Below are 22,497 nucleotides of genomic sequence, written 5' to 3'. Positions count from 1 at the left end.
CCGGGAAGTTATGCTTCCGAGCGGATGGGATAAACGCTGAACGCAGTGCGCGTGGACAGGGTGCGACGACAAGCGCGCTATCTTTCGCCGGCCGGTTCGCACCGGCCGCTGCGGGCCATGGCTGAAAACCGTCCCTTGACATTGGTTTTTCGTTCGCTCTTCAATAAAACGAAAAAATTGAAAGAGGAGGGAGGGTGAAATGCTGCTCACACCGCGTCAGGATGAAATCGTTGCGCTGGCGAAAGCGAACGGGCGGGTGCTGGTCGACGAGCTGGCGGCGCGGTTCTCAGTCACTCCCCAGACGATCCGCAAGGATCTAAACGATCTCTGCGATACGCGGGTTCTGACCCGCATCCACGGCGGCGCGCTTTTTCCAAGCGGCAACGAAAACGTCAAATACGAGGCGCGTCGGGCGATAGCCTCTTCCGAAAAGCAGGCGATAGGCGCCGCCGCTGCCGCCCTCATCCCCAACAACTCGTCACTCTTCATCAATATCGGCACGACGACCGAAGCCGTGGGTGAAGCGCTGGCGGATCATCACGAGTTGATGGTCATCACCAACAACATCAATGTTGCCAACAGGTTGAGGGTTTTCCCCGGTATCGAGGTGGTGATTGCCGGCGGTGTCGTGCGCGGTTCCGATGGCGGTATCGTCGGCGAGGCGGCGGTGGATTTCATCCGCCAGTTCAAGGTTGATTTCGCGGTCATCGGCGTTTCGGCCATCGATGAGGATGGCGCTTTGCTGGATTTCGACTTTCGTGAGGTCAAGGTCGCGCAGGCAATCATCTCCAATGCGCGCCATGTCATTCTGGTGTCGGATTCGCTCAAATTCGAGCGCACGGCTCCGGTTCGTATCGGCCATCTTTCCCAGGTGCATACTTTCATCACCGATCATTGTCCGGTGGATTCGATCCGCTCCATCTGTGCCGATCATGACGTCCGGTTGATCGAAACCGAGATGGTCGAGTCCTGACCGGGACAGCCCATGAATTTCGTTTGACATTCGTTTTGTCTTCGAATTAGATGTCCGTGCTTTCAGTATGTCGATGAGGAGAGCGTCGATGAAAGCGCGGGAGGATCCATGTCTGACGAGGCAATCCACGATATTTTCGTGATCGGCGGCGGTATCAATGGCTGCGGCATCGCGCGTGACGCCGTCGGCAGGGGCTATTCCGTCGTGCTTGCGGAAATGAACGATTTCGCCTCCGGCACCTCATCCGCCGCCACCAAGCTTATCCATGGCGGTTTGCGTTATCTCGAACATTACGAGTTTCGTCTGGTGCGCGAAGCGCTGATGGAACGTGAGGTGCTGTGGGCCATGGCGCCGCACATCATCTGGCCCATGCGCTTCGTATTGCCGTTCCAGAAGGGTGGCGTGCGCCCGGCCTGGCTCGTGCGTCTCGGGCTATTTCTCTACGATCATCTCGGCGGCCGCAAGCTTCTGCCCGCGACCCGCTCGCTCGATCTGCGGCGCGATCCCGCCGGGAAACCTTTGAAACCGATTTTTGCCCGCGCCTTCGAATATTCGGATGGCTGGGTGGACGATGCCCGTCTGGTGGTGCTGAATGCCCGCGACGCCGCCAATCGCGGCGCGCTCATCCTCAACCGCACGCAGGTGGTTTCGGCCCGGCGCGAAGGCGCCTTCTGGCGGGTCGAAACGAAAAATGCGACCGGAGAGACCAAGACCTACCGGGCGCGCATGCTGGTGAATGCCGCTGGTCCCTGGGTGGACAAGGTGCTGTCCTCGGCATTCGGCAAAAACAATGTCCATAATGTCCGCCTGGTGCAGGGCAGCCACATTATCGTGCGCAAAAAATTTTCCGATCCGCGTGCGTATTTTTTCCAGAATCCGGACGGGCGGATCATCTTCGCCATTCCCTACGAACAAGACTTTACGCTGATCGGCACGACGGATCGCGACTATACCGCCGACCCCCGGGCTGTTAAGATCAGCGACGAGGAGATCAGCTATCTTTGCAATGCGGCGAGCGAATATTTCGCTGAACCGGTAGAGCCGGCGGATATCGTCTGGACCTATTCCGGCGTGCGCCCGCTGTTCGATGACGGGGCTTCGAAAGCGCAGGAAGCGACCCGCGATTATGTGCTGAAAACCGAAGGGGCGGAAGGCGAAGCGCCGCTTCTCAATATTTTCGGCGGCAAGCTCACCACTTATCGGCGGCTTGCCGAACATGCTCTTGAAAAAATCGGCGATGCGCTGGGTGAAAAGGGTGCGCCATGGACGGCGGGCTCGCATTTGCCGGGTGGAAATTTCGGCGCCGAGGCCTACACCGCGGAAGTTTCGGCGCTGCGGTCGCGTTACCCCTTTCTTGAAGAGCGTCATGCGGAGCGGCTTGTGCGCTGCTACGGAACGGATGCGGCGGTACTGATCGGCAATGCCACAGAGGCGGCGGCGCTCGGGCGGTATTTCGGCGGTACGCTCTACGAGGCTGAGGTTCGCTGGCTGATGGCGCGGGAATGGGCGCTGACGGCCGAGGATATTCTGTGGCGCCGCACCAAGCAGGGGCTCTTTTTTACCCCGGAAGAGGTGCGTGGGCTGGAGGATTATGTCGAAGACATTGCAGGTGGGCGCTTAAGGGCAATCTGACGATCCGGATAAAAGCGGAGGAGGCTTTGGATCACCATGCTTGAATTGCGAAACGTCTCGAAGATGGTTGGCGGTGAATATCATATTCACCCGACCGATCTGACGTTGCAGCGCGGAAGCCTGAACGTCCTGCTTGGACCGACACTTTCGGGCAAGACGACGCTGATGCGGCTGATGGCGGGGCTGGACAAGCCGAGCGCCGGCTCGATCTTTTTTAACGGCGAAGATGTGACGGGATGGCCGGTGCAGAAGCGCAACGTCGCCATGGTCTATCAGCAGTTCATCAACTATCCGGCGCTCAGCGTTTACGAAAACATCGCCTCGCCCATGCGCGTTGCCGGCAAGGATCAGGCGACCATCGACAGGGAAGTGAGGAAAGCCGCCGAACTTCTGAAGCTGACGCCCTATCTCGACCGCACGCCGCTCAATCTTTCCGGCGGTCAGCAGCAGCGAACGGCACTTGCCCGCGCCATCGTCAAGAACGCCAATCTGGTGCTGCTCGATGAGCCTCTGGCCAATCTCGATTACAAGCTGCGCGAAGAGTTGCGCGAGGAACTGCCGCGCATTTTCTCCGAATCCGGCGCCATCTTCGTTTATGCCACCACCGAACCTTCCGAGGCGCTGCTTTTGGGCGGCAATACCGCAACGCTCAACGAGGGCAGGGTAACGCAGTTCAGCCGCACCATCGAGGTTTACCGGCGTCCGGTGGATATCGTCACCGCGGAAATTTTTGCAGACCCGCCGCTCAACACCATCGAGGTCGTCAAGGCGGGCGCTGCATTCACCCGTGCCGACCGGGCGGTGATTGCAGTGCCGGCGCATCTTGCCGCCGTGCCGGATGGACCTTTGACCATCGCTTTCCAGCCGCATCATCTTTTCCCGCAGGCAAAGGGCGAGGCCCGCCAGTCGATCCGGGCGCGGACGCTGATTTCGGAAATCGCCGGATCGGAAAGCTTCGTGCATGTGGAATTTTCGGGCCGGCGCTGGGTCATGCTCGCGCATGGCATTCACGACATCGAGCCGGACAGGGACATAGAGCTGTTTCTCGATACAAAACACCTGATGGCCTTTGACGCGAATGGCCGCGCCATCGGCGAAGCGGCTTGAGGGAGATCGGTCATGGCACGCATCACGCTCGATCACATCCGACACGCCTATAACGCAAAGGCGCAGGCTGCCGGCGACTATGCACTGAAGGAAGTCCATCATGAATGGGAGGACGGCGGCGCCTATGCGCTGCTCGGCCCTTCCGGCTGCGGCAAGACCACGCTGCTCAACATCATTTCCGGGCTGCTGCGCCCCTCCGAAGGCCGCATCGCCTTTGATGGAACCGACGTGACGGATTTCGCCACGGAAGACCGCAATATTGCGCAGGTATTCCAGTTCCCGGTCGTCTACGACACGATGACGGTCTACGACAATCTGGCCTTTCCGCTGCGCAACCGGCATGTGCCGGAGGCCGAGGTCGACCGTCGGGTGCGGGAAATCCTCGAAATGACCGATCTTTCCGGCATGGCCAAACGCCATGCGCGTGGTCTGACGGCGGATCAGAAACAGAAGATTTCGCTGGCGCGCGGGCTGGTGCGGTCCGATGTCAACGCCATCCTCTTCGACGAGCCGCTGACGGTGATCGACCCGCATATGAAATGGGTGCTGCGCTCGCAGCTAAAGCGGCTGCACCGGCAGTCCGGTTTCACCATGGTTTATGTCACCCATGACCAGACCGAAGCGCTGACCTTCGCCGACAAGGTTGTGGTCATGTATGACGGGCAGATCGTCCAGATCGGCACGCCGGCTGAGCTTTTCGAACGGCCGGGACATACCTTCGTCGGTTATTTCATCGGCTCGCCGGGCATGAATGTGCTTCCCGCCAAGATAGACGGCGCGACCGCCGTGGTCGGCGGCCTTGGTGTGCCGCTGGCCGGTGTACCAAAGGTCGATGGAGCGCAACGCATCGAGATCGGCATCCGCCCGGAATTCGTCCGGCTGGAGCGGGGCGGCATGCCCATCACTGTCGACAAGGTCGAGGATATCGGCCGGCAGAAGATTGTGCGCGCCCGGTTCGCCGGCCAGAAACTCGCGATCGTCGTTGCCGAAGACGAGGAAATCCCGGCGGAAGCGGGTGTTCGCTTCGATCCGGCCGCCATCGGCGTCTTCGCCGACTCGTGGCGTGTAAAGATGGGGGCCTGACCATGGAAAAGAGCTGGAACAACAAGGCGTGGTTCATGGTGCTGCCGGTTTTGGTGCTGGTCGCCTTTTCCGCCGTCATTCCGCTGATGACCGTCGTGAATTATTCGGTGCAGGATACGTTCGGCAATAACCAGTTCTTCTGGGCGGGAACGCAATGGTTCGAGGAGATTCTGGCCTCGGACCGTTTCTGGGATGCGCTGGGGCGCAACCTGCTGTTTTCCGGCATCATCCTGGCGATAGAAATTCCGCTCGGCATCTTCATCGCGCTCAAAATGCCGAAATCCGGTATCGGCGTGCCGGTCTGCCTCGTCACCATGGCGCTGCCGCTGCTGGTGCCGTGGAATGTCGTCGGCACCATCTGGCAGGTTTTCGGCCGCAGCGATATCGGCCTGCTCGGTTATTACGCCAATCAGCTTGGGCTCGATTACAACTATGTCAACGATCCGGTCGATGCGTGGATCACGGTCGTCATCATGGATGTCTGGCACTGGACGAGCCTTGTCGTGCTTCTGTGCTATGCCAGCCTCGTTTCCATTCCGGATGCCTATTATCAGGCAGCCAGGATCGATGGCGCGTCGCGTTTTGCGGTGTTCCGTTACATCCAGCTGCCGAAGATGAAGCGGGTGCTGCTGATCGCTTTCCTGCTGCGCTTCATGGACAGTTTCATGATCTATACCGAGCCTTTCGTCGTCACCGGCGGCGGTCCGGGCAATTCCACCACCTTCCTGTCCATCGATCTCGTGAAGATGGCGCTCGGCCAGTTCGACCTCGGGCCGGCGGCGGCCATGTCGCTGATCTACTTCCTCATCATCCTGCTGCTGTCCTGGGTGTTCTACACCGTCATGACCAGCCACGACGCGGAGACTTGAGACATGAGCGCCTCGAATGTCACCACAAGCGTGGAGCGCAACGGCATCGGCAGTTCGCCGGTGAGAGCCACTGCGACGGGACGATCCGGCCTTGCCGTCAATGCGCGGCGTCGCCACCATGGGCCGTCGCGTTTTTCCTGGCTGGTGCCGACGATCTATATCCTGCTGCTGCTTGTTCCGATCTACTGGCTCGTCAATATGAGCTTCAAGACGAACACGGAAATCGTGTCGTCCATGACGCTTTATCCGCATCAGCCGACATTACAGAACTACCGGACGATCTTCACCGATTCATCCTGGTATTCGGGCTATATCAATTCGATCATCTATGTCGTCATGAACATGGTGATCTCGGTCGCAGTGGCGCTGCCGGCGGCCTACGCCTTCTCGCGCTATCGTTTTCTGGGCGACAAGCACCTGTTCTTCTGGCTTTTGACCAACCGCATGGCGCCGCCGGCCGTTTTCGCGCTGCCCTTCTTCCAGCTTTATTCGGCTTTCGGGCTGATTGACACGCATATCGCTGTGGCGCTGGCGCATTGCCTGTTCAACGTGCCGCTGGCGGTGTGGATTCTCGAAGGTTTCATGTCCGGCGTGCCGAAGGAAATCGACGAGACCGCCTATATTGACGGCTATTCCTTCCCGAAATTCTTCGTGAAGATTTTCATGCCGCTCATCGCTTCCGGCATCGGTGTCGCCTGCTTCTTCAGCTTCATGTTCTCGTGGGTCGAGCTTCTGATCGCCCGCACGCTGACGACGACGGACGCCAAGCCGATTGCCGCGACCATGACGCGCACCGTCTCTGCCGCCGGCATGGACTGGGGCCTGCTTGCCGCCGCCGGCGTGCTGACACTGATCCCCGGCGCGCTGGTGATCTGGTTCGTGCGCAATTACATCGCCAAGGGCTTTGCGCTCGGGAGGGTTTGACCATGACGAAGATGCCCGATTTTACCTGGATGGCGTGGACTTGGCAGACGGCGGCCTTTTTCGGCGCGATTGCGCTGCTGCTCGTCGGCATGTGGTTCTGGGAATATCTCTCGCCCGGCGGCAATCCCCGCTTCGGCCTCTTGCGCTTCGAGACCACGCGCGGAGACAGGCTGTTCATCTCGCTGCTCGGCAGCGCCTTCATTCATCTCGCATGGCTCGGGCTGGTCGGCCCGAACCTGTGGTGGGCTCTCGCTCTATCCTTGGTTTACGCCATCGGCGTTTTCCGTTTTGTCTAGAGCAGGAAAACGGTGCGGCGGAGGAAAACCGCACCCGCAGACTTCATGCAATCGCAAACCCCTGGGAGGACTGATATGCGACGGCATCTGATGACGACGACGGCGGCCATGCTGCTGGCAATGACGGGTTCCGCTTTCGCCGGAATGGAGGAAGCAAAGCAGTTTCTGGACAAGGAAATCGGCGATCTCTCGTCGCTTTCGCGTGGCGATCAGGAAAAGGAGCTGCAATGGTTTGTCGATGCCGCGAAACCTTTCGCGGGCATGGAAATCAAGGTCGTTTCCGAATCTCTGACGACCCATGAATATGAATCCAAGGTTCTGGCTCCGGCCTTCACCGCCATTACCGGCATCAAGGTCACGCACGACCTGATCCAGGAAGGTGACGTCGTCGAAAAAATCCAGACCCAGATGCAGACAGGCCAGAACCTTTATGACGGCTGGGTCAACGACAGCGACCTTATCGGCACGCATTGGCGCTACCAGCAGGTGCGCAACCTGACCGACTTCATGGCCAATGAGGGCAAGGACGTCACCAATCCCGGCCTCGACCTCAAGGACTTCATCGGCAGCGCCTTTACGACGGCGCCGGACAAGAAGCTCTACCAGCTTCCCGACCAGCAATTCGCGAACCTCTACTGGTTCCGTTACGACTGGTTCAACAACGAAAAGAACAAGGCCGATTTCAAGGCCAAATATGGTTATGACCTCGGCGTGCCGGTCAACTGGTCGGCCTATGAGGATATTGCCGAATTCTTCACCGGCCGCGATGTCGACGGCAAGAAGGTCTTCGGCCATATGGATTACGGCAAGAAGGATCCGTCGCTCGGCTGGCGCTTCACCGATGCCTGGCTCTCCATGGCCGGCAACGGTGACAAGGGCCTGCCGAACGGTCTGCCGGTCGATGAATGGGGCATCAAGGTCAACGACAAGTCGCAGCCGGTCGGCTCCTGCGTGGCGCGCGGCGGCGATACCAACGGTCCGGCTTCGGTCTATTCCATCGAGAAATATCTCGAATGGCTGAAGAAATATGCGCCGCCGGAAGCGCAGGGCATGACCTTCTCCGAATCCGGTCCAGTGCCGGCGCAGGGCAATATCGCCCAGCAGATCTTCTGGTACACGGCGTTTACCGCCGATATGGCCAAGCCCGGCCTGCCTGTCGTGAACGAGGACGGTTCGCCGAAATGGCGCGTCGCACCTTCGCCGCACGGCGTCTACTGGAAGGACGGCATGAAGCTCGGTTATCAGGATGTGGGTTCGTGGACGCTGATGAAATCCACCCCCGACGACCGCGCCAAAGCCGCCTGGCTCTACGCGCAGTTCGTGACCTCCAAGACCGTGGATGTGAAGAAGAGCCATGTGGGCCTGACCTTCATTCGCGACACCACCATCCACCATAAGAGCTTCACGGACCGGGCGTCCAAACTCGGCGGTCTCATCGAGTTCTATCGTTCGCCGGCCCGCGTGCAGTGGTCGCCGACCGGCACCAACGTTCCGGATTATCCGAAGCTGGCGCAGCTGTGGTGGCAGGCGATCGGCGATGCTTCGTCGGGTGCGAAAACCGCGCAAGCCGCGATGGACTCTCTCTGCGCCGAGCAGGAAAAGGTCATGAGCCGTCTGGAACGCGCCGGCGTGCAGGGCGATATCGGCCCGAAACTGGCGGAAGAGCACGATATCGAATACTGGAACAAGGATGCCGTTTCGAAGGGTAATCTGGCGCCGCAGCTGAAGATTGCCAACGAAAAGGAAAAGCCGGTCACCGTCAATTACGACGAACTGGTCAAAAGCTGGCAGAAGTAATGTCTGCGTAAAATCTGAAACCGGGGCGGCTTGCCGCCCCGGTCATTGCGTCTGAAAGGGAGTGGCATGATGGGCGGTTATATTCTGGCGATCGATCAGGGAACGACATCGACACGGTCGATGGTCTTTGATCGCGACATGCGGGTCATCGGTGTCGGACAGCGAGAATTTCCGCAACATTTCCCGGCCTCCGGCTGGGTCGAACACGATGCCGAGGATATCTGGAAAAGCGTGCTCGAAACCATCCGGCTGGCGCTTGCCGATGCCGGCATCGCCGCCTCCGATATCGAGGCGATCGGCATTACCAACCAGCGCGAAACGACGGTGCTGTGGGACCGGAACACGGGCGAGGCCGTGCATCGGGCCGTGGTCTGGCAGGATCGCCGCGCTGCGCCCGTCTGCGAGGATCTGAAAAGAAGGGGGCTGGAGCCGCTTTTTTCGAAAAAGACCGGTCTGCTGCTCGATCCCTATTTTTCCGGCACGAAGCTGAAATGGCTGCTCGATAGTGTCAGCGGCCTTCGCGAAAAAGCCGTGAAGGGCGAAATCTGCTTCGGTACCGTCGATAGTTTCCTGATCTATCGACTCACCGGCGGCCGCCGTCATGTAACCGACGCCACCAATGCCTCGCGAACGCTGATCTACAATATCGAGGAAAATACATGGGACGATGAACTCCTGTCGATCCTCGACATTCCCCGCGCCATGCTGCCGGAGGTGCTGGATTGCGCCGCCGATTTCGGCGTGACCGATAAATCGCTGCTGGGCGCGGAAATTCCGATCCTCGGTGTAGCCGGCGATCAGCAGGCAGCCGTGATCGGCAATGCCTGCTTCGAGCCGGGCATGATGAAATCCACCTACGGCACGGGCTGCTTTGCGCTGCTCAATACCGGCACGGATCGCGTCGCCTCCACCAACCGGCTGCTGACGACCATCGCTTACCGTCTCGACGGCGTCACCACCTATGCGTTGGAAGGCTCGATCTTCATTGCCGGTGCCGCCGTGCAATGGCTGCGCGATGAGCTTGGTTTCATCTCGGTCGCTTCCGAGGTCAGCGCGCTTGCGGAAAAGGCTGACGCCAATCAGCGTGTCTATCTGGTTCCGGCCTTCACCGGCCTTGGCGCACCCTATTGGGACGCGGAAGCGCGTGGCGCGATTTTCGGGCTGACGCGTGGTACCGGTCCGGCGGAATTCGCCCGCGCGGCGCTGGAAAGCGTCGCCTATCAGACCTTCGACCTGCTGGACGCCATGCGCAAGGACTGGGCGGGTGACAATGGCAAGACGGTGTTGAGGGTCGATGGCGGCATGGTCGCTTCCGATTGGACCATGCAACGGCTGGCGGATATTCTTGCGGCACCGGTCGACCGGCCGGTCTTCCTGGAAACGACCATTCTCGGGGCGGCCTGGCTTGCCGCCTCCCGCGCCGGCATCTGGCCGGACCGCAAGGCCTTTGCTGAACATTGGCGGCGTGACCGCCGTTTCAGCCCCGCAATGGAAGAGGCCGAACGGAAAGACGCCATTGCCGGCTGGCGTGACAGTGTCGGCCGCTGCCTGTCGCGACGGGAGAATTGAACAGGCTATACGAAACTGCCGGGTGCGATGCTCTTGCTGGAAACAAGATCGGAAAGGGCGCGCACCAGCTTCGCATCCGCACCCTTGCTCGGTTGAAGCACGAATTCCACGTCCTCCAGCGGCGGTAGCAGGCCTGCGGCAATCTCCTTCAGGCCTGCCGGCGCCATGCTGCGCGGCTGCACCAAAATTCCCATGCCGGCTCTTGCTGCGGCGGTCAGCCCACTGAGACTGCCGCAGGTGCAGACGATCCGCCAGGCGAGGCCGGCCCGGTCGAGCGCCTCCTGCGCCGCCTTCCGGGTGATGCTCGGCGGCGGAAAGGCAATCAGCGGCAGGGCATCCGGCTGGTTCAGCATCCGCTCCGGGTCGCGCGCCAGCCACACGAGCGGTTCGCGGTAGAGAAAGTGCCCGAGCTTGTCGCCGAGACGGCGTTTGGCGAGCACCACATCCAGTTCGCCATTGTCCTGCATCTGGTAAAGCACGCCGCTCAGCGAAACCGTCAGTTCCAGATCTACGAGGGGATAAAGGCGAATGAACTCTTCCAGAATGGCGGTCAGCCGGCTGGCGACGAAATCCTCCGAAACGCCAAGCCTCAACCGCCCGCGCAGACGGTTCTCGCTGAACAGCGACGACACCTTGCTGTCGATTTCCAGCATGTTGCGGGCATAACCCAGCAGCGCCTCACCTTCACCCGTCAGTTTTACCTGATGGGTGCTGCGCGCGATCAGCCGGCGCCCAAGTGCGGCCTCAAGCCTTTGAATATGCTGGCTGACAGTGGACTGGCCAATCCCCAGCCGTTCGGCCGCCAGCGTGAAGCTGCCGGTCTGCTGAAGCATCACGAAGCTCGCAAGATGTTGAAGGTTCAGCATTATCCCGAATCGCGATAACTGTTAATCTTTGCATCGGAATTCATGATGAGCGATAGTAGCGCGCGTTTCAAGCAAAACCGATGCCGGAAAGATCTCCCATGACCCGCTTCCTACCTGATCGCTTCACCATGATGCTGGTAGCCACCGTGATTTTGGCCTCCATTTTGCCGATCAGCGGTGAGCCGGCGGAGTATTTCGGGCTGGCGACAAAACTCGCGATCGCGTTGTTGTTTTTCCTCCACGGCGCGCGGCTTTCCCGGGATGTGGTGATTGCCGGTATCCTGCACTGGCGCCTGCATCTGGCGATCCTTCTCGTCACCTTCGGCCTGTTCCCGCTGCTCGGCGTGGCAATCGGCTTCATTCCCGAGAATATTCTGCCTGCGCCGCTTTATATGGGCGTGTTGTTCCTCTGCGTCCTGCCATCCACCGTGCAGTCGTCCATTGCCTTCACCTCCATGGCGGGCGGAAACGTGCCGGCTGCGATCTGTTCGGCCTCGGCTTCGAACATTTTCGGCATGTTCCTGACCCCGCTGCTGGTCGGCCTGCTGTTTACGGTGGGCGGCCATGGCGGTGGATTTTCGCTGGATGCGTTCCTGCAAATCTTCCTGCAGCTGCTTCTGCCATTCATCGTCGGTCAGGTGCTGCAGCCGTGGATCGGCGACTGGATCAGGGCGCGCAAGAAATTGCTGGCTCCGGTCGATCGCGGCTCCATCCTGATGGTCGTTTATCTGGCTTTTTCCGATGCGGTTATCGAAGGCATCTGGCACACATTTTCGCTCAGGGATATCGGCGTGGTCATCGTCATCAATATCCTGCTGCTGGCGCTTGTCCTGTGCGTGACGATGTTCGGCAGCCGTTTGCTGGGTTTCGACAAGGCCGATGAAATCACCATCACTTTTTGCGGCTCGAAAAAGAGCCTCGCCAGCGGCGTGCCCATGGCGGGCGCCATCTTCGCCGGCCAGAGTATCGGCGCAATCGTCCTGCCAATCATGCTTTTCCACCAGATTCAGCTGATGGTCTGCGCGGTTCTGGCCCAGCGTTACGCGCGCAAGGCCCATGAAAAAGCGGCGATGCCGGAACCGGTTGCCACGGAAGGCGCGGCTGCTTCCAGCCGCTGAAACGCGGGCAAGGATAGGTCTGTTACGCAAAAAGGGGGTAGGGCGCCGGAATTGCCCTCCCCCCTTTTCATGATCAGAAATCGAAGTTGTTGATGGTGTCCTTCGTGAAGACGGTAGGAGCACCGAGCAGGATTTCCGAGCCGTTGATCACCTTGAGGTCACCAAGCTTGCCAGCCTTGACCGAGGTGGCGCCAGGCTGAAGTGTGCCGTCGGCCACTGCCCGCAACACATGCATGGCGGCGTAGCCGAGATCGACCGGGTTCCACAGAACCACCGATTTGACGCAACCGGCAGCAACATAGGGCTTCATGGCGTTGGGCGTCGCGAGGCCCACGACCGCGATCTTGCCGCATTTGCCGGCCTGGGTGACGGCGTCGGCTGCGGCAGGGGTGGCGACGGAGGTCATGCCGACGATGCCTTTCAGGTCATCGCCATATTTGTTGATCAGCGTGTTGGCCTGGTTGAAGGAAAGGATGTTGTCTTCCTGTGCTTCGACCGTCTCCAGCCATTCCATCTTCGGATGGCATTTCGCCTGATAGGCCGCCATCTCGGCGATCCAGCGCGCCTGGTTCGGCGTGGTGAAGGTGGATGTGACGATTGCGAACTTGCCGTCCTCCCCGGCTTCGGCGGCAAGCGCGTCGATTGTCGCCTTCGCGATGCCGTTGAACTCCGCCTGGTTGACGAACCATTGGCGCGAATCCGGCTGGGAATTCGCGTCGTAGCCGACGACGTTGATACCGGCGGCAAGCGCCTTCTTCAGAACCGGGGCGATTGCGACCGGGTCGTTGGCGGCGTAAAGAATGCCGTCCACGCCGGAGGTGATATAGTTGTCGATCAGCGTGATCTGGTCATCGATATTGGCCTTGCTCGGCCCGTCGGTCTTGGCTTTGACATTGCCGAGTTCAGCGGCGGCATCCGCAATGCCTTTGGTGGTCGCGGCGAAATAGCCGATGCCGACCAGCTTCGGTACATCAACAACCGTTATCGGCTTGCCCTTGCGGTCCGGGGCATTGGTTGGCGAACCGCCGTCATATGCCTTCGCCTCGATTTTTGCAGGCGTGGCATCGCAGGCCAGCGGGTTGGTCGGCAGGTCGTCGCCGCCGGTCCAGGTCGGGGCTGCATAAGCCGCGCTCGTCGAAAACGAGAGCGTCAGCAGGGCGGGTAACAGATATTTGCGCATGTCTTTCCTCCTCCAAATCGTCCAAACAGCTTCGAGCGGCAATGCGGGACGAGACATCGAACTATCGAGAGCCGCTTTCTCGAAGAGATTGCTCGCAAGAATTGCCAGGATGAGCACGATGCCGATCAGCATGATCGTGCCGTCACCGGTAACGCCAGCGAGTGAAAGCCCGTTTTTCAGCGCCTGAATGACGCAAAGGCCGAGGATTGTTCCGACGATCGTGCCGCGGCCTCCGAATATGGATGTGCCGCCGAGAACCACCGCCGTAATGGCGTCGAGTTCGATGCCCGTCCCCATGTCGGAGCGCGTTGTGGAAACGCGGGAGACGAAGATCACGGCGGCAAGTGCGGCCGCAAGACCCGAGGCGGTATAAACGGCGAGTTTGGTCTTCTCGACGGGGAGGCCGGAGAACCGTGCTCCGGTCTCGTTTGCGCCGATCGCATAGGTGCTGCGTCCCCAGGTCGTATAGGCAAGAATGACGGCGGCGATGACAGCTGCGGCAAAAAAGAGCCAGAGCTGGGTAGGAATGCCGAGCACCGCGCCCTGGCCGAACATGAAGAACCATTCCGGATAACCGCGAACGGAGCGCGCCTGGCTGATGCCTTCGGCGAGGCCTCGATAGAGCGCCAGCGTTCCGAGCGTGGCGATCAGCGGCGGAACATTGAAACGGGTGATGATAAGCCCGTTGACGAAGCCCGCGAAGGTGCCTGCGGCCACAGCCGCCGCCATTGCCAGCGGCAAAGGCATACCGAGTTTCTGCCAGAACACGCCGAGCAGAATGGCTGTGAGACCGAGGATCGAGCCGACGGAAAGATCTATACCGCCGGTGGCGATCACGAAGGTCATCGCGAGCGCGATCAGGCCGATTTCCGTCATCAGGCGGCCCTGATTGAGAAGGTTGGAAACAGTGAGAAACTTGTCCGACTGGAACGACAACACGGCAAGGATGATGACTAGCAGGATGGCCAGGAAAGTTTCGTGCCGGATGAGCGACTTGGGAATCATGGTTTTCAAATGCTCCTGCGACGGCGGCGCAGCATATCGGCAAGCACCGTGATGAGGATCAGCAGACCGATGACCGCCCGCAGCCAGTAGGCGGAGACATTAACGAAGATCAGGGCCGAGCCGATGGTGGCGAAGAGGATTGTCGCGAGAGTCGAGCCGATGACCGTGCCGGTGCCGCCAAGAATTGACACCCCGCCGATGACCGCGGCCGTGATGATCGTAAGCTCCAGATTGGGCGGAACCGTCGATTGGATGACCTGCAGCTGGGTTGCGAACAGGATGGCGGCAAGGCCTGCAAAAAAGCCGTGGATCGCAAAAACTTGAACGATGCGCCGCTCGGCCGGAATGCCGCTGGCGACGGCGGCTTCCGGATTGCCGCCAAGCGCGTAAAGTGAACGTCCAAAGGCTGAGTTGCGCATCCAGAAGGCCGCGAGCAGGGTGAGGACGACCATGGCGATCAAAGGTATCGGAACGCCGAGCAGCTTCTGTTGCGCAAGCAGAAAGGCCGGCGGCAGATTGGATATCCAGGCCCCACCGGTGACGCTGATGAGGCCGCCGCGCAGGATCGAAAGCGCCCCCAGCGTCACCACGATCGACGGGATGCGCGCATAAGCGACGAGCAGGCCGATGACAGTGTTGATGGCGATGCCGACGAGAAGGGGGACGGTCCAGGCGACCCACACCGGATAGCCGGAGGTCGCCAGTGTTCCGGCAACCGTTGCGAGCACGCCGATCAAGGCCCCGACGGAGACGTCGATATTGCCGGTGATGATCACCATCGCCATGCCGATTGCCGCGACGGCGATATAGGCGTTTCCAGAAAGGATTGTGTTGAGATTATTTACGGCGATGAAACGCGGGTTCACGATGGTCACGCAAACAAACAGCGTGACGATTGCCGCGAGGACAAAGATTTCCTGTCCGTAATCCGAAACAAACCGCCGATAGGCGCTTTGGCCGACGCGTGCGCCAGTTATGCTTTTGGCCGGTGCATTGCCGAGGGGACTCATAACGTTTTTTCCTCTCTGCGATGTGCCGTCATCGCGGCGCCCACACGCTCGGGCGTGGCCTCGCTGCGATCAAGAATTTTGGTGACCCGGCCTTCGGCCATGACCATTACCCGGTCGCTCATGCCGAGGACCTCGGGCAGTTCGCTGGAAATCATGATGATGGCGACGCCCTCGCGGGCAAGCTCGCCCATGATCGCGTGGATTTCCGATTTGGCGCCGACATCGACGCCGCGTGTCGGCTCATCGAGGATCAGCACCCGGGGTTTGATTTCCAGCCATTTGGCTATGACCACCTTTTGCTGGTTGCCGCCGGAAAGCTGGCCAATGGGCTGGTCGGCGTCGCGGCAGCGCACACCGAAACGTTTGATCGCTTCGGTCGCCCGGCTCATTTCAGCGGCGGCGCGAATGAAAATGCCGTTCGATATCCTGTCGAGCGTGGCCATGGTAACGTTCTTGCGGATCGCCATCGATTTGATGAGACCCTGCGACCCGCGATCTTCCGGCACATAGGCGATGCCGAGATTGCGCGCCTGCGACGGAGAGGTCATCGTAACTGTCTTTCCATCAAGGCGGATTTCACCGGATATGGCTGGCGTCATGCCGAAAAGCGTGAGCGCAAGTTCGGTGCGTCCGCTGCCGACAAGTCCTGCGATGCCGAGAATCTCGCCCTGTCGCACGGCAAAGGAGATGTCCCTGACGCGCTTGCCGTGGTTGAGGCTTGTGACCTCGAGGACGGGCTGGCCTATCGGCACATCCACCTTTGGGAAAAGCTTTTCGATAGGGCGGCCCACCATCAGGGATACCAGAGTGGCCTCATCGACGTCGTTAATGGTTTTGGTTGCGACATAGGCGCCATCCCGCAAGACGGTGACGCGGTCGCAGACGGCGAAAATTTCCGGCATGCGATGGCTGACATAGAGGATGCCGACTCCACGGGCGCGCAATTGCCGGACGATATCGAGCAGGCGCTGCACATCCGATTCAACCAGCGAGGCGGTTGGCTCGTCCATGATCAGCACCTTGGCGTCCTTGGACAACGCCTTGGCAATCTCCACGCACTGGCGCTGGGCGACCGATAGATTGGCAACCTTTTCATCGACATCGAGATCATGCGCATCGAGCGTTTCGAGAAGGCTGCGGCTGCCTGAGCGGACTGCCGCCCAGTCGATGACACCGCCGGCCCTGCGCGGATAGTTGCCCAGAAAGATGTTTTCCGCGACGGTCAGTTCCGGAAACAGCAGAAGCTCCTGATACACCGTTGCGATACCGGCGGCATTGGCGTCGCGGGTGGAAGAAAAGTTCACCGCTTCGCCATTCACGGTGATCGTTCCTTCGTCCTGCGTATAGAGGCCGGAAAGAATCTTGATCAGCGTCGACTTGCCCGCGCCATTTTCACCCATCAGGGCATGCACTTCACCGGGATGGATATCCAGGTTCACATCTTTCAATGCCTTGACGCCGCCGAACGATTTGCGGAGGCCAGTGAGCTGAACAATCGGCTGCATCATGCCGGCCTCCTGTAGTCGCTGTTTCTCGCCATGGTTTCTTCCGCCATCGCATCCACCTGCCGCCGCCATGCATGTCTGTAGGCATCGAGGTCGGGAATGGCCGCCGGTTGCGCCACCGCGCAGTCGTTTATGAAAGGGTTGATGCCGAGCGCGTCGAAAACGAGCATCGCCGCGCCGAAGGCGCTTCCTTCTGGATTGGCGCTGATGTGGATCGTCTGGCCAGGGCGCAGCGCTGCGAGAATGGAGGCGTAAAGCCCCGTTTTCACCAGGCCGCCATCGATGATGATGGCGTTTTGCGAGCCAATGAGTTCGAGCGAGAGATCCGTCATCAATGCGACGTAAAGCAGGGCGGCCGCGGCACGTTCCTCTCCGGCGATGGCCGGGCCCGTGAAATGTCCGATGTGGCCCTGCAACGGGCCGCCTGCGGCAAAGGAGGGCAGGGCGAAACAACGTCTGGCGATGACCGAGGCAATGGCCTCGGCGATAACGGGCCTGGTCCAGCCACCGCTCGCCATGTCGTATTCCCGGCCGCCCATGAAGCGGATGGTCGCGACCGGCTGGTGGTCGATGGTGACGTTGGCGAGCATGTCACGCTCGGAATCGAGACGTTCGAGCGGACTTGCCGGATTGAGGACAATCACCCAGGTGCCGGTCGAAATCAGTGTGAAATCGGAAAAGCCGAGCGAGCGGTAGAAATAAAGTGCGGCATTGCTGTCATGGACGCCATTATGGACGTCGATATCGACGGTCCACCCGTCCTCGAGAGTTACGCTATGTTTGCCGATCACACTGCCTGCCGGTGCGAATGCCGGCATCTTTTCGCGCCAACCCATGCGGTCGACAAGGCTGCTGTAGTCGTCTTCGAGCGGCGCCCAGAGATGGGAATGGCAACCGAGATAGGAGACTTCGGAAACCTTGCGGCCGGAAAACTTCCAGCTCCAGAATTGCGGATAAGCAAGAATGGCGTCGGCCTGCTCGAGAAGCGCCGGGTCGCGTTCGTTCAGCCAGAGAAGATGACGGCCGTAATTGAAGCCGAGCGGTAGCGGCGGCGAGAAGGTTTCATGAAAATCCGGCACCAGGGCATCGATGCGGGCGGTGACATCGGCGGGCGGTTCCTGTTCATAGTCCAGAATGGGATGAACGAGCGCATCGCCGGCGGTCAGTGCAAAGGTACAGCCATGCCCCGAGAAGATGACCCGGTCGACGCCGTGGGCTGAAACCACGCGCGCCAGTTCATTCTTCATCCATGTAAAAAGGGCGTCGTCATCGAGAATGTTGATGTCACCATTTCGCCGCCAGACGGGCCTTGTGCGCGCCTCATCGACAAGCTTGCCTTCAGGCGAGAGGACGAAGAGTTTCGAATTGGTCTTGCCGAGATCGAAGACGGCGATGGGGGACGGGGTCAATTCTCCCCTCCCATGGTCGCGATGGTGATGGTGACGCCTGCCTCTTCCAGCATCTTCGCGTTCGCATCGGTCAGGCCATCATCCGTGATGATCGTGCCGACACGGGAGAGCGGCAGGGCGACGTTGCGGGGCTGGATGGAAAATTTCCGGCTATCGGCCAAAAGCACGATTTCATCGGCGCAGGCCGCGAGTTCGCCGATGACCTTCACGAGCAGCGGATGGGATTCGAGCAGCCCCTTGCTGCTGATACCCTGCGTGCCGACGAAGAACCGCGATGCGAAGAACCCCGGCGAACCGGCGGCCGTATCGTGGATAATGCCGGGTTCGCGATAAAGCGCGCCGCCGGAGAGCGAAAGCTGGCAGGTGCCGTGTTCGCCAAGATGCGCGGCAAGCGGCATCGAGTTGGTCCACAGGCGCACATTGCGCCGGGCAAGCAATGTGCCGAGCTGGTAGCAGGTGGAGCCGGCATGCACGATGATGGCGTCTCCATCGCGCACCATATACGCTGCCTTTGCGGCAATCGCCCGCTTGGCTTCGACGGCGATGTCACGGTTCTCGTCATAGGGGCGCGCGGAAAGACGCGCGCTGTCTCCGGCATCGCTGGCGGAAATACCGCCATAGACTTTTCTGGCGAGACCAAGCTCATGCAGTTTGTCGATGTCGCGGCGAATGGTGGCGGGCGAAGCTTTCAGGCGCTGCTGAAGGTCGCGGACGGATGCAAATGGCGTCTCGCGCAAAAGCTCGATGATGGCCTTGTGGCGCTCTGTATCATTCATGGCTGCTCCTCCGGCATCTCCCTTGCCGATGAAGAAGAATGATCATAATGGCTGATATTAGTCAACATATTTGATGAAAATTCTCATTGTTGACGTACTTGCGTCATTTATTTATGGTTATTGGAGAAAGTTCACTCAATCATTTGTCAGATGCGCAGGCTGGTTGAGGTAGTTGGAGGATGGCGGCATGGTTTCAGATATTCCGGCGGAAGATTTTGCCGCGTTTCTCGCTCTTTCGAAGGCGATCGGCAGCGACATCCTGAAAACGCAGGGAGCCGGCGGCAATATCTCCTTCAAGCGTGATGGCGTGATGTGGGTGAAGGCTTCCGGCACCTGGCTTGCCCATGCCGGAGAGCGCGACATCATGGTGCCGGTGAAGGTCGCACCGCTGGTGCAGGCGCTTCGCTCGGGTGATCCCGGTGCCGAAAAGGCGACGGATTTTGTGGTTGCGGAACGGAATAGCTCAGGCCTTCGCCCGTCCATCGAGACGAGTTTTCACGCGGTGCTGCCGCAGGCGATCGTCGCCCATTATCACTGCGTCGACACGATCGCACTTTCCGTGCTTGCGGATCGCGAACGGCTTATCGCGGCGCGAATGGCGGCAGTGCCGGATCTTGCCTGCGTCACCATCCCCTACCGTCGTCCGGGCACACCGCTGGCGCATGAGATCGACCGTGTCGCCGACAGCAGGCCGGATGTGCTGATCCTGTTTAACCATGGCATCATCATTACCGGAGAGACGGTGGAGGAGGTGTGGGAGCGCATCGAAAGGGTCAGCGCCGCGCTGCGCATGGAAGAGCGCCGGGTAACGCCAGCCGATCCGGTGGGGCTTGAAACATTGGCAGCGGGGTCGGATTTCCACGCGGCGCGGGATGCCGGGAGCCACAAGACGGCGCTCGGTACAGCGAGCCTGGCTGTTGCAACCCGCGGCTCGCTCTATCCAGACCACGTCATCTTCCTGGGCACGGAAATCGGCGTTCTCGCCGGTGGCGAGACTGCCGTTACCTATGCCGATGAACGTCGTTCACGGGGTCTCAATGTTCCCAAGATGCTGCTCGTGCCGGGTCGGGGAGTGCTGCTGGCCAACGAACTGACGGATGGCGGTCGCGTGATGGCGCGGTGTCTGGCCGAGGTGGTTTCCCGAATCCCGGCGGATGCGCCGGTTGTCTATCTCGATGAGGCGCAGGAGTATGAACTTACCCACTGGGAGGCCGAGCAGTACCGTCAGGCGCTCGACCGCAAGGCGAGCCGGCAGGCATGACAGGCGCGCCGTTACCAGCCGCGGCTCTGGGGATCGATCTTGGCACGTCGGGGGTGCGGGTGGCGGCGCTCGCCGCCGATGGAACGCCTTTGGACATGGCGGCCTTCCCTTTTCCTGATGCGGTGGCGGCCCGCTCGCCGGTCGTCTGGTGGCACGGTGTGAAGGTCTGTCTCACCGAACTCGCTTCGCGCCTTTCCCTCGCCGCCGTGGAGGGGATCGCGGTCGATGGTACCTCGGGTACGGTGCTCGCCATTGACGCCGAGGGTGCGGTCGTCGGCAATGTCCTGATGTATAACGACGCCTGCCCCGATGCCGCGATTATCGACAACATCGCGCGGCATGCGCCTGCCAACAGCCCGGCGCGCGGCGCGACGTCGGCGCTCGCTTGCGCCATTCACCTGTCACGCCAGCCTGGCGTGAGGGCAATTGTGCATCAGGCCGACTGGATTCTCATGCAGCTTGGCCTCGATGTGCCCTTGAGCGACGAGAACAACGCGCTCAAGACCGGTTACGATCTTGCTTCCGAGACCTGGCCTCAATGGCTGGAAAACTGCGGCATGGACATCGAGCTTCTGCCGAAGGTCTGGCGTGCGGGCGCTGTCCTGTCGGAGGTCGGTACTGCCGGACGGTCCCTCGGTTTGCCTTCCGGGTGCCGTTACCATGCGGGTACGACGGATGGCTGCGCCTCTTTTCTCGCCACCGGTGCCGCTGCCATCGGCGACGGCGTTACGGCACTCGGCTCCACTCTGGTGGTCAAGCTTGCCTCCGCCTGGCCCATCGATGCGGCGGACTACGGCATCTATTCGCATCGCATTCTCGATTTCTGGCTTGCCGGCGGGGCCTCCAATTCCGGTGGAGCCGTCATAAGCAGCTTTTTCGATAGCGGGCAGCTGAAGGCCATGACGCCGCATCTTCGGCCGGATGAGCCGACGGGTCTCGACTATTATCCGCTCATCAAGCCTGGCGAGCGCTTCCCCATCAATGATGCGGCCCATCCGCCCAAAATGGAGCCGCGCCCGGCCGACGATCTCGTTTTCTTTCAGGCAATTCTGGAAGGCATCACAGCCATCGAGAAATCGGGTTACGACCGGCTGGCCGCGCTCGGCGGCCCTCTTGTACGATCCGTGCGTTCGGTCGGAGGCGGCGTGGCAAACCCGGCCTGGACCTGCATGCGGGAAAAGGCGCTGGGCGTACCGTTTCTCCCTACCCGTTCGGCGGAGGCGGCCGTCGGCACCGCCTCGCTCGTTCTTGCCGGAAAGGCCCGCTGGTCATGAATATCGCGCCCCATACGAACCTTGCCGCTCTTGCGGCCCGTTACGATGTTTTCCTCATCGACCAGTTCGGCGTATTGCGGGATGACGAGCATGCCTATCCGGGTGCCAATGATGCGCTGCTTTATTTGAAGAAGCTGGGAAAGACCGTCGTCATTCTTTCGAACTCCGGCCGCAGCGGCGATTATAATGCGGAGCGGCTGGTCAAACTCGGCTTTGATCGCGCGGGTTTCGATCATTTCCTGACATCCGGGGATGTCGCCCATGATATCCTTGCCCGGAAAACGGCTGGCGGAACCGAACGCACACGCTGCCTGACCATCTCCAGCGGCGGCGACCGCAATCTTGCCGACCGTCTTGGCTTTGAAAGTGTCAATGATGCAAGGATTGCGGATATCGTGATCGTTTCGGGAAGCGAAGCGGAGAAGGTTCCGCTCTCCATCTACCGCTTGATGCTGGAACCGGCCGCACAGCGCGGTGTGCCATGCTATTGCACCAATCCCGACCGCCACAAGCTGACGACCGGCGGGCGCGTCGCGCCGGGTGCGGGTAGCATCGCGCTTGCCTATCAGGAGCTCGGCGGCCCCGTTCGCTGGTTCGGCAAGCCTTACTCTGCCATATATGAGCACGCGCAGTCGCTTTTGAGCAACCCGGCTTCAGACCGCATCATCTGTATCGGTGACAGTCTCGAACATGACATAGCGGGAGCCTTCCGCGCCAGCCTTGCTTCCTGTCTCGTCAGAACCGGCATTCTTGCGAAAAATTCCGATGCCGAACTGGCTGAAATTGCTGATGGATATGGCGTCCGCCCCGATTTCCTGATGGACCGGTTCAAGATCTGAGCAA

19 protein-coding genes are annotated in these 22,497 nt (G+C 60.4%); 13 read left to right on the top strand and 6 right to left on the bottom strand.

Features of this window, described 5'->3' with window-relative positions:
- The first annotated feature begins 199 nt into the window (after positions 1–199).
- The 9 genes from L904_RS10930 (at position 200) to glpK (ending at position 10,250) form a co-directional block, all read left to right on the top strand.
- On the top strand, positions 200–973 hold the full coding sequence (locus tag L904_RS10930; protein WP_020812079.1) for a DeoR/GlpR family DNA-binding transcription regulator: 774 nt from the start codon (positions 200–202) through the stop codon (positions 971–973).
- Positions 974–1,081: 108 nt separating this feature from the next.
- Complete coding sequence (locus tag L904_RS10925) at positions 1,082–2,605, top strand: glycerol-3-phosphate dehydrogenase (RefSeq protein WP_035261101.1); 1,524 nt, start codon at positions 1,082–1,084, stop codon at positions 2,603–2,605.
- Positions 2,606–2,641: 36 nt separating this feature from the next.
- Positions 2,642–3,712, top strand: coding sequence for an ABC transporter ATP-binding protein (locus L904_RS10920; RefSeq protein ID WP_035261099.1), 1,071 nt, complete (start codon positions 2,642–2,644; stop codon positions 3,710–3,712).
- A 12-nt stretch (positions 3,713–3,724) separates the two neighbouring features.
- On the top strand, positions 3,725–4,795 hold the full coding sequence (locus L904_RS10915; protein ID WP_035261097.1) for an ABC transporter ATP-binding protein: 1,071 nt from the start codon (positions 3,725–3,727) through the stop codon (positions 4,793–4,795).
- A gap of 2 nt (positions 4,796–4,797) precedes the next feature.
- Positions 4,798–5,664, top strand: a complete 867-nt coding sequence (locus tag L904_RS10910) for a carbohydrate ABC transporter permease (RefSeq protein WP_035261095.1) — start codon at positions 4,798–4,800, stop codon at positions 5,662–5,664.
- Between the two features lie 3 nt (positions 5,665–5,667).
- Positions 5,668–6,588, top strand: coding sequence for a carbohydrate ABC transporter permease (locus tag L904_RS10905; protein WP_035261093.1), 921 nt, complete (start codon positions 5,668–5,670; stop codon positions 6,586–6,588).
- Positions 6,589–6,590: 2 nt separating this feature from the next.
- Positions 6,591–6,884, top strand: a complete 294-nt coding sequence (locus L904_RS10900; RefSeq protein ID WP_003519736.1) for a DUF2160 domain-containing protein — start codon at positions 6,591–6,593, stop codon at positions 6,882–6,884.
- A 75-nt stretch (positions 6,885–6,959) separates the two neighbouring features.
- Positions 6,960–8,681 (top strand): ABC transporter substrate-binding protein, encoded by a 1,722-nt coding sequence (locus L904_RS10895; protein WP_003519735.1) that lies wholly within the window; start codon positions 6,960–6,962, stop codon positions 8,679–8,681.
- A 69-nt stretch (positions 8,682–8,750) separates the two neighbouring features.
- A complete protein-coding gene (glpK, locus tag L904_RS10890) occupies positions 8,751–10,250 on the top strand; it encodes a glycerol kinase GlpK (RefSeq protein WP_031233556.1) in 1,500 nt (499 codons plus the stop codon).
- Between the two features lie 5 nt (positions 10,251–10,255).
- Here glpK and L904_RS10885 read toward each other — a convergent pair whose 3' ends face one another.
- A complete protein-coding gene (locus L904_RS10885) occupies positions 10,256–11,116 on the bottom strand; it encodes a LysR family transcriptional regulator (RefSeq protein ID WP_020809286.1) in 861 nt (286 codons plus the stop codon).
- A gap of 98 nt (positions 11,117–11,214) precedes the next feature.
- On the opposite strand from L904_RS10885, the gene L904_RS10880 reads away from it, so the two are divergent.
- A complete protein-coding gene (locus L904_RS10880; protein WP_031233554.1) occupies positions 11,215–12,234 on the top strand; it encodes a bile acid:sodium symporter family protein in 1,020 nt (339 codons plus the stop codon).
- A 73-nt stretch (positions 12,235–12,307) separates the two neighbouring features.
- Here L904_RS10880 and L904_RS28615 read toward each other — a convergent pair whose 3' ends face one another.
- From L904_RS28615 to L904_RS10850, 5 genes are read right to left on the bottom strand one after another with little or no spacing between them, the layout of a single operon-like run.
- Positions 12,308–14,419, bottom strand: a complete 2,112-nt coding sequence (locus L904_RS28615; RefSeq protein ID WP_371260958.1) for a substrate-binding domain-containing protein — start codon at positions 14,417–14,419, stop codon at positions 12,308–12,310.
- A 5-nt stretch (positions 14,420–14,424) separates the two neighbouring features.
- Complete coding sequence (locus L904_RS10865; protein WP_020809282.1) at positions 14,425–15,429, bottom strand: ABC transporter permease; 1,005 nt, start codon at positions 15,427–15,429, stop codon at positions 14,425–14,427.
- A complete protein-coding gene (locus L904_RS10860) occupies positions 15,426–16,937 on the bottom strand; it encodes a sugar ABC transporter ATP-binding protein (protein ID WP_020809281.1) in 1,512 nt (503 codons plus the stop codon). The genes L904_RS10865 and L904_RS10860 overlap by 4 nt, the downstream gene beginning before the upstream one ends.
- Entirely contained in the window at positions 16,934–18,343 is a 1,410-nt protein-coding gene (locus L904_RS10855; protein WP_020809280.1) for an FGGY-family carbohydrate kinase, read from the bottom strand. Before L904_RS10855 ends, L904_RS10860 begins: the two co-directional genes overlap by 4 nt.
- Positions 18,340–19,119 (bottom strand): DeoR/GlpR family DNA-binding transcription regulator, encoded by a 780-nt coding sequence (locus tag L904_RS10850; RefSeq protein WP_020809279.1) that lies wholly within the window; start codon positions 19,117–19,119, stop codon positions 18,340–18,342. The genes L904_RS10855 and L904_RS10850 overlap by 4 nt, the downstream gene beginning before the upstream one ends.
- A 187-nt stretch (positions 19,120–19,306) precedes the next feature.
- Here L904_RS10850 and L904_RS10845 point away from each other — a divergent pair, with 187 nt between their 5' ends.
- Genes L904_RS10845 through L904_RS10835 form a run of 3 tightly spaced genes read left to right on the top strand, consistent with a single transcriptional unit; the run spans position 19,307 to position 22,493 of the window.
- Entirely contained in the window at positions 19,307–20,380 is a 1,074-nt protein-coding gene (locus L904_RS10845) for a class II aldolase/adducin family protein (protein ID WP_020809278.1), read from the top strand.
- Positions 20,377–21,654: an FGGY-family carbohydrate kinase gene (locus L904_RS10840; protein WP_020809277.1), complete on the top strand. Its 1,278-nt coding sequence runs from the start codon at positions 20,377–20,379 to the stop codon at positions 21,652–21,654. Before L904_RS10845 ends, L904_RS10840 begins: the two co-directional genes overlap by 4 nt.
- Positions 21,651–22,493, top strand: a complete 843-nt coding sequence (locus L904_RS10835) for a TIGR01459 family HAD-type hydrolase (protein WP_020809276.1) — start codon at positions 21,651–21,653, stop codon at positions 22,491–22,493. The genes L904_RS10840 and L904_RS10835 overlap by 4 nt, the downstream gene beginning before the upstream one ends.
- Positions 22,494–22,497: the final 4 nt, after the last annotated feature.

Source organism: Agrobacterium sp. LY4 (assembly GCF_001526585.1).
Taxonomy (GTDB): Bacteria; Pseudomonadota; Alphaproteobacteria; order Rhizobiales; family Rhizobiaceae; genus Agrobacterium; species Agrobacterium leguminum.
This window is presented reverse-complemented; position numbering and strand designations above follow the sequence as displayed.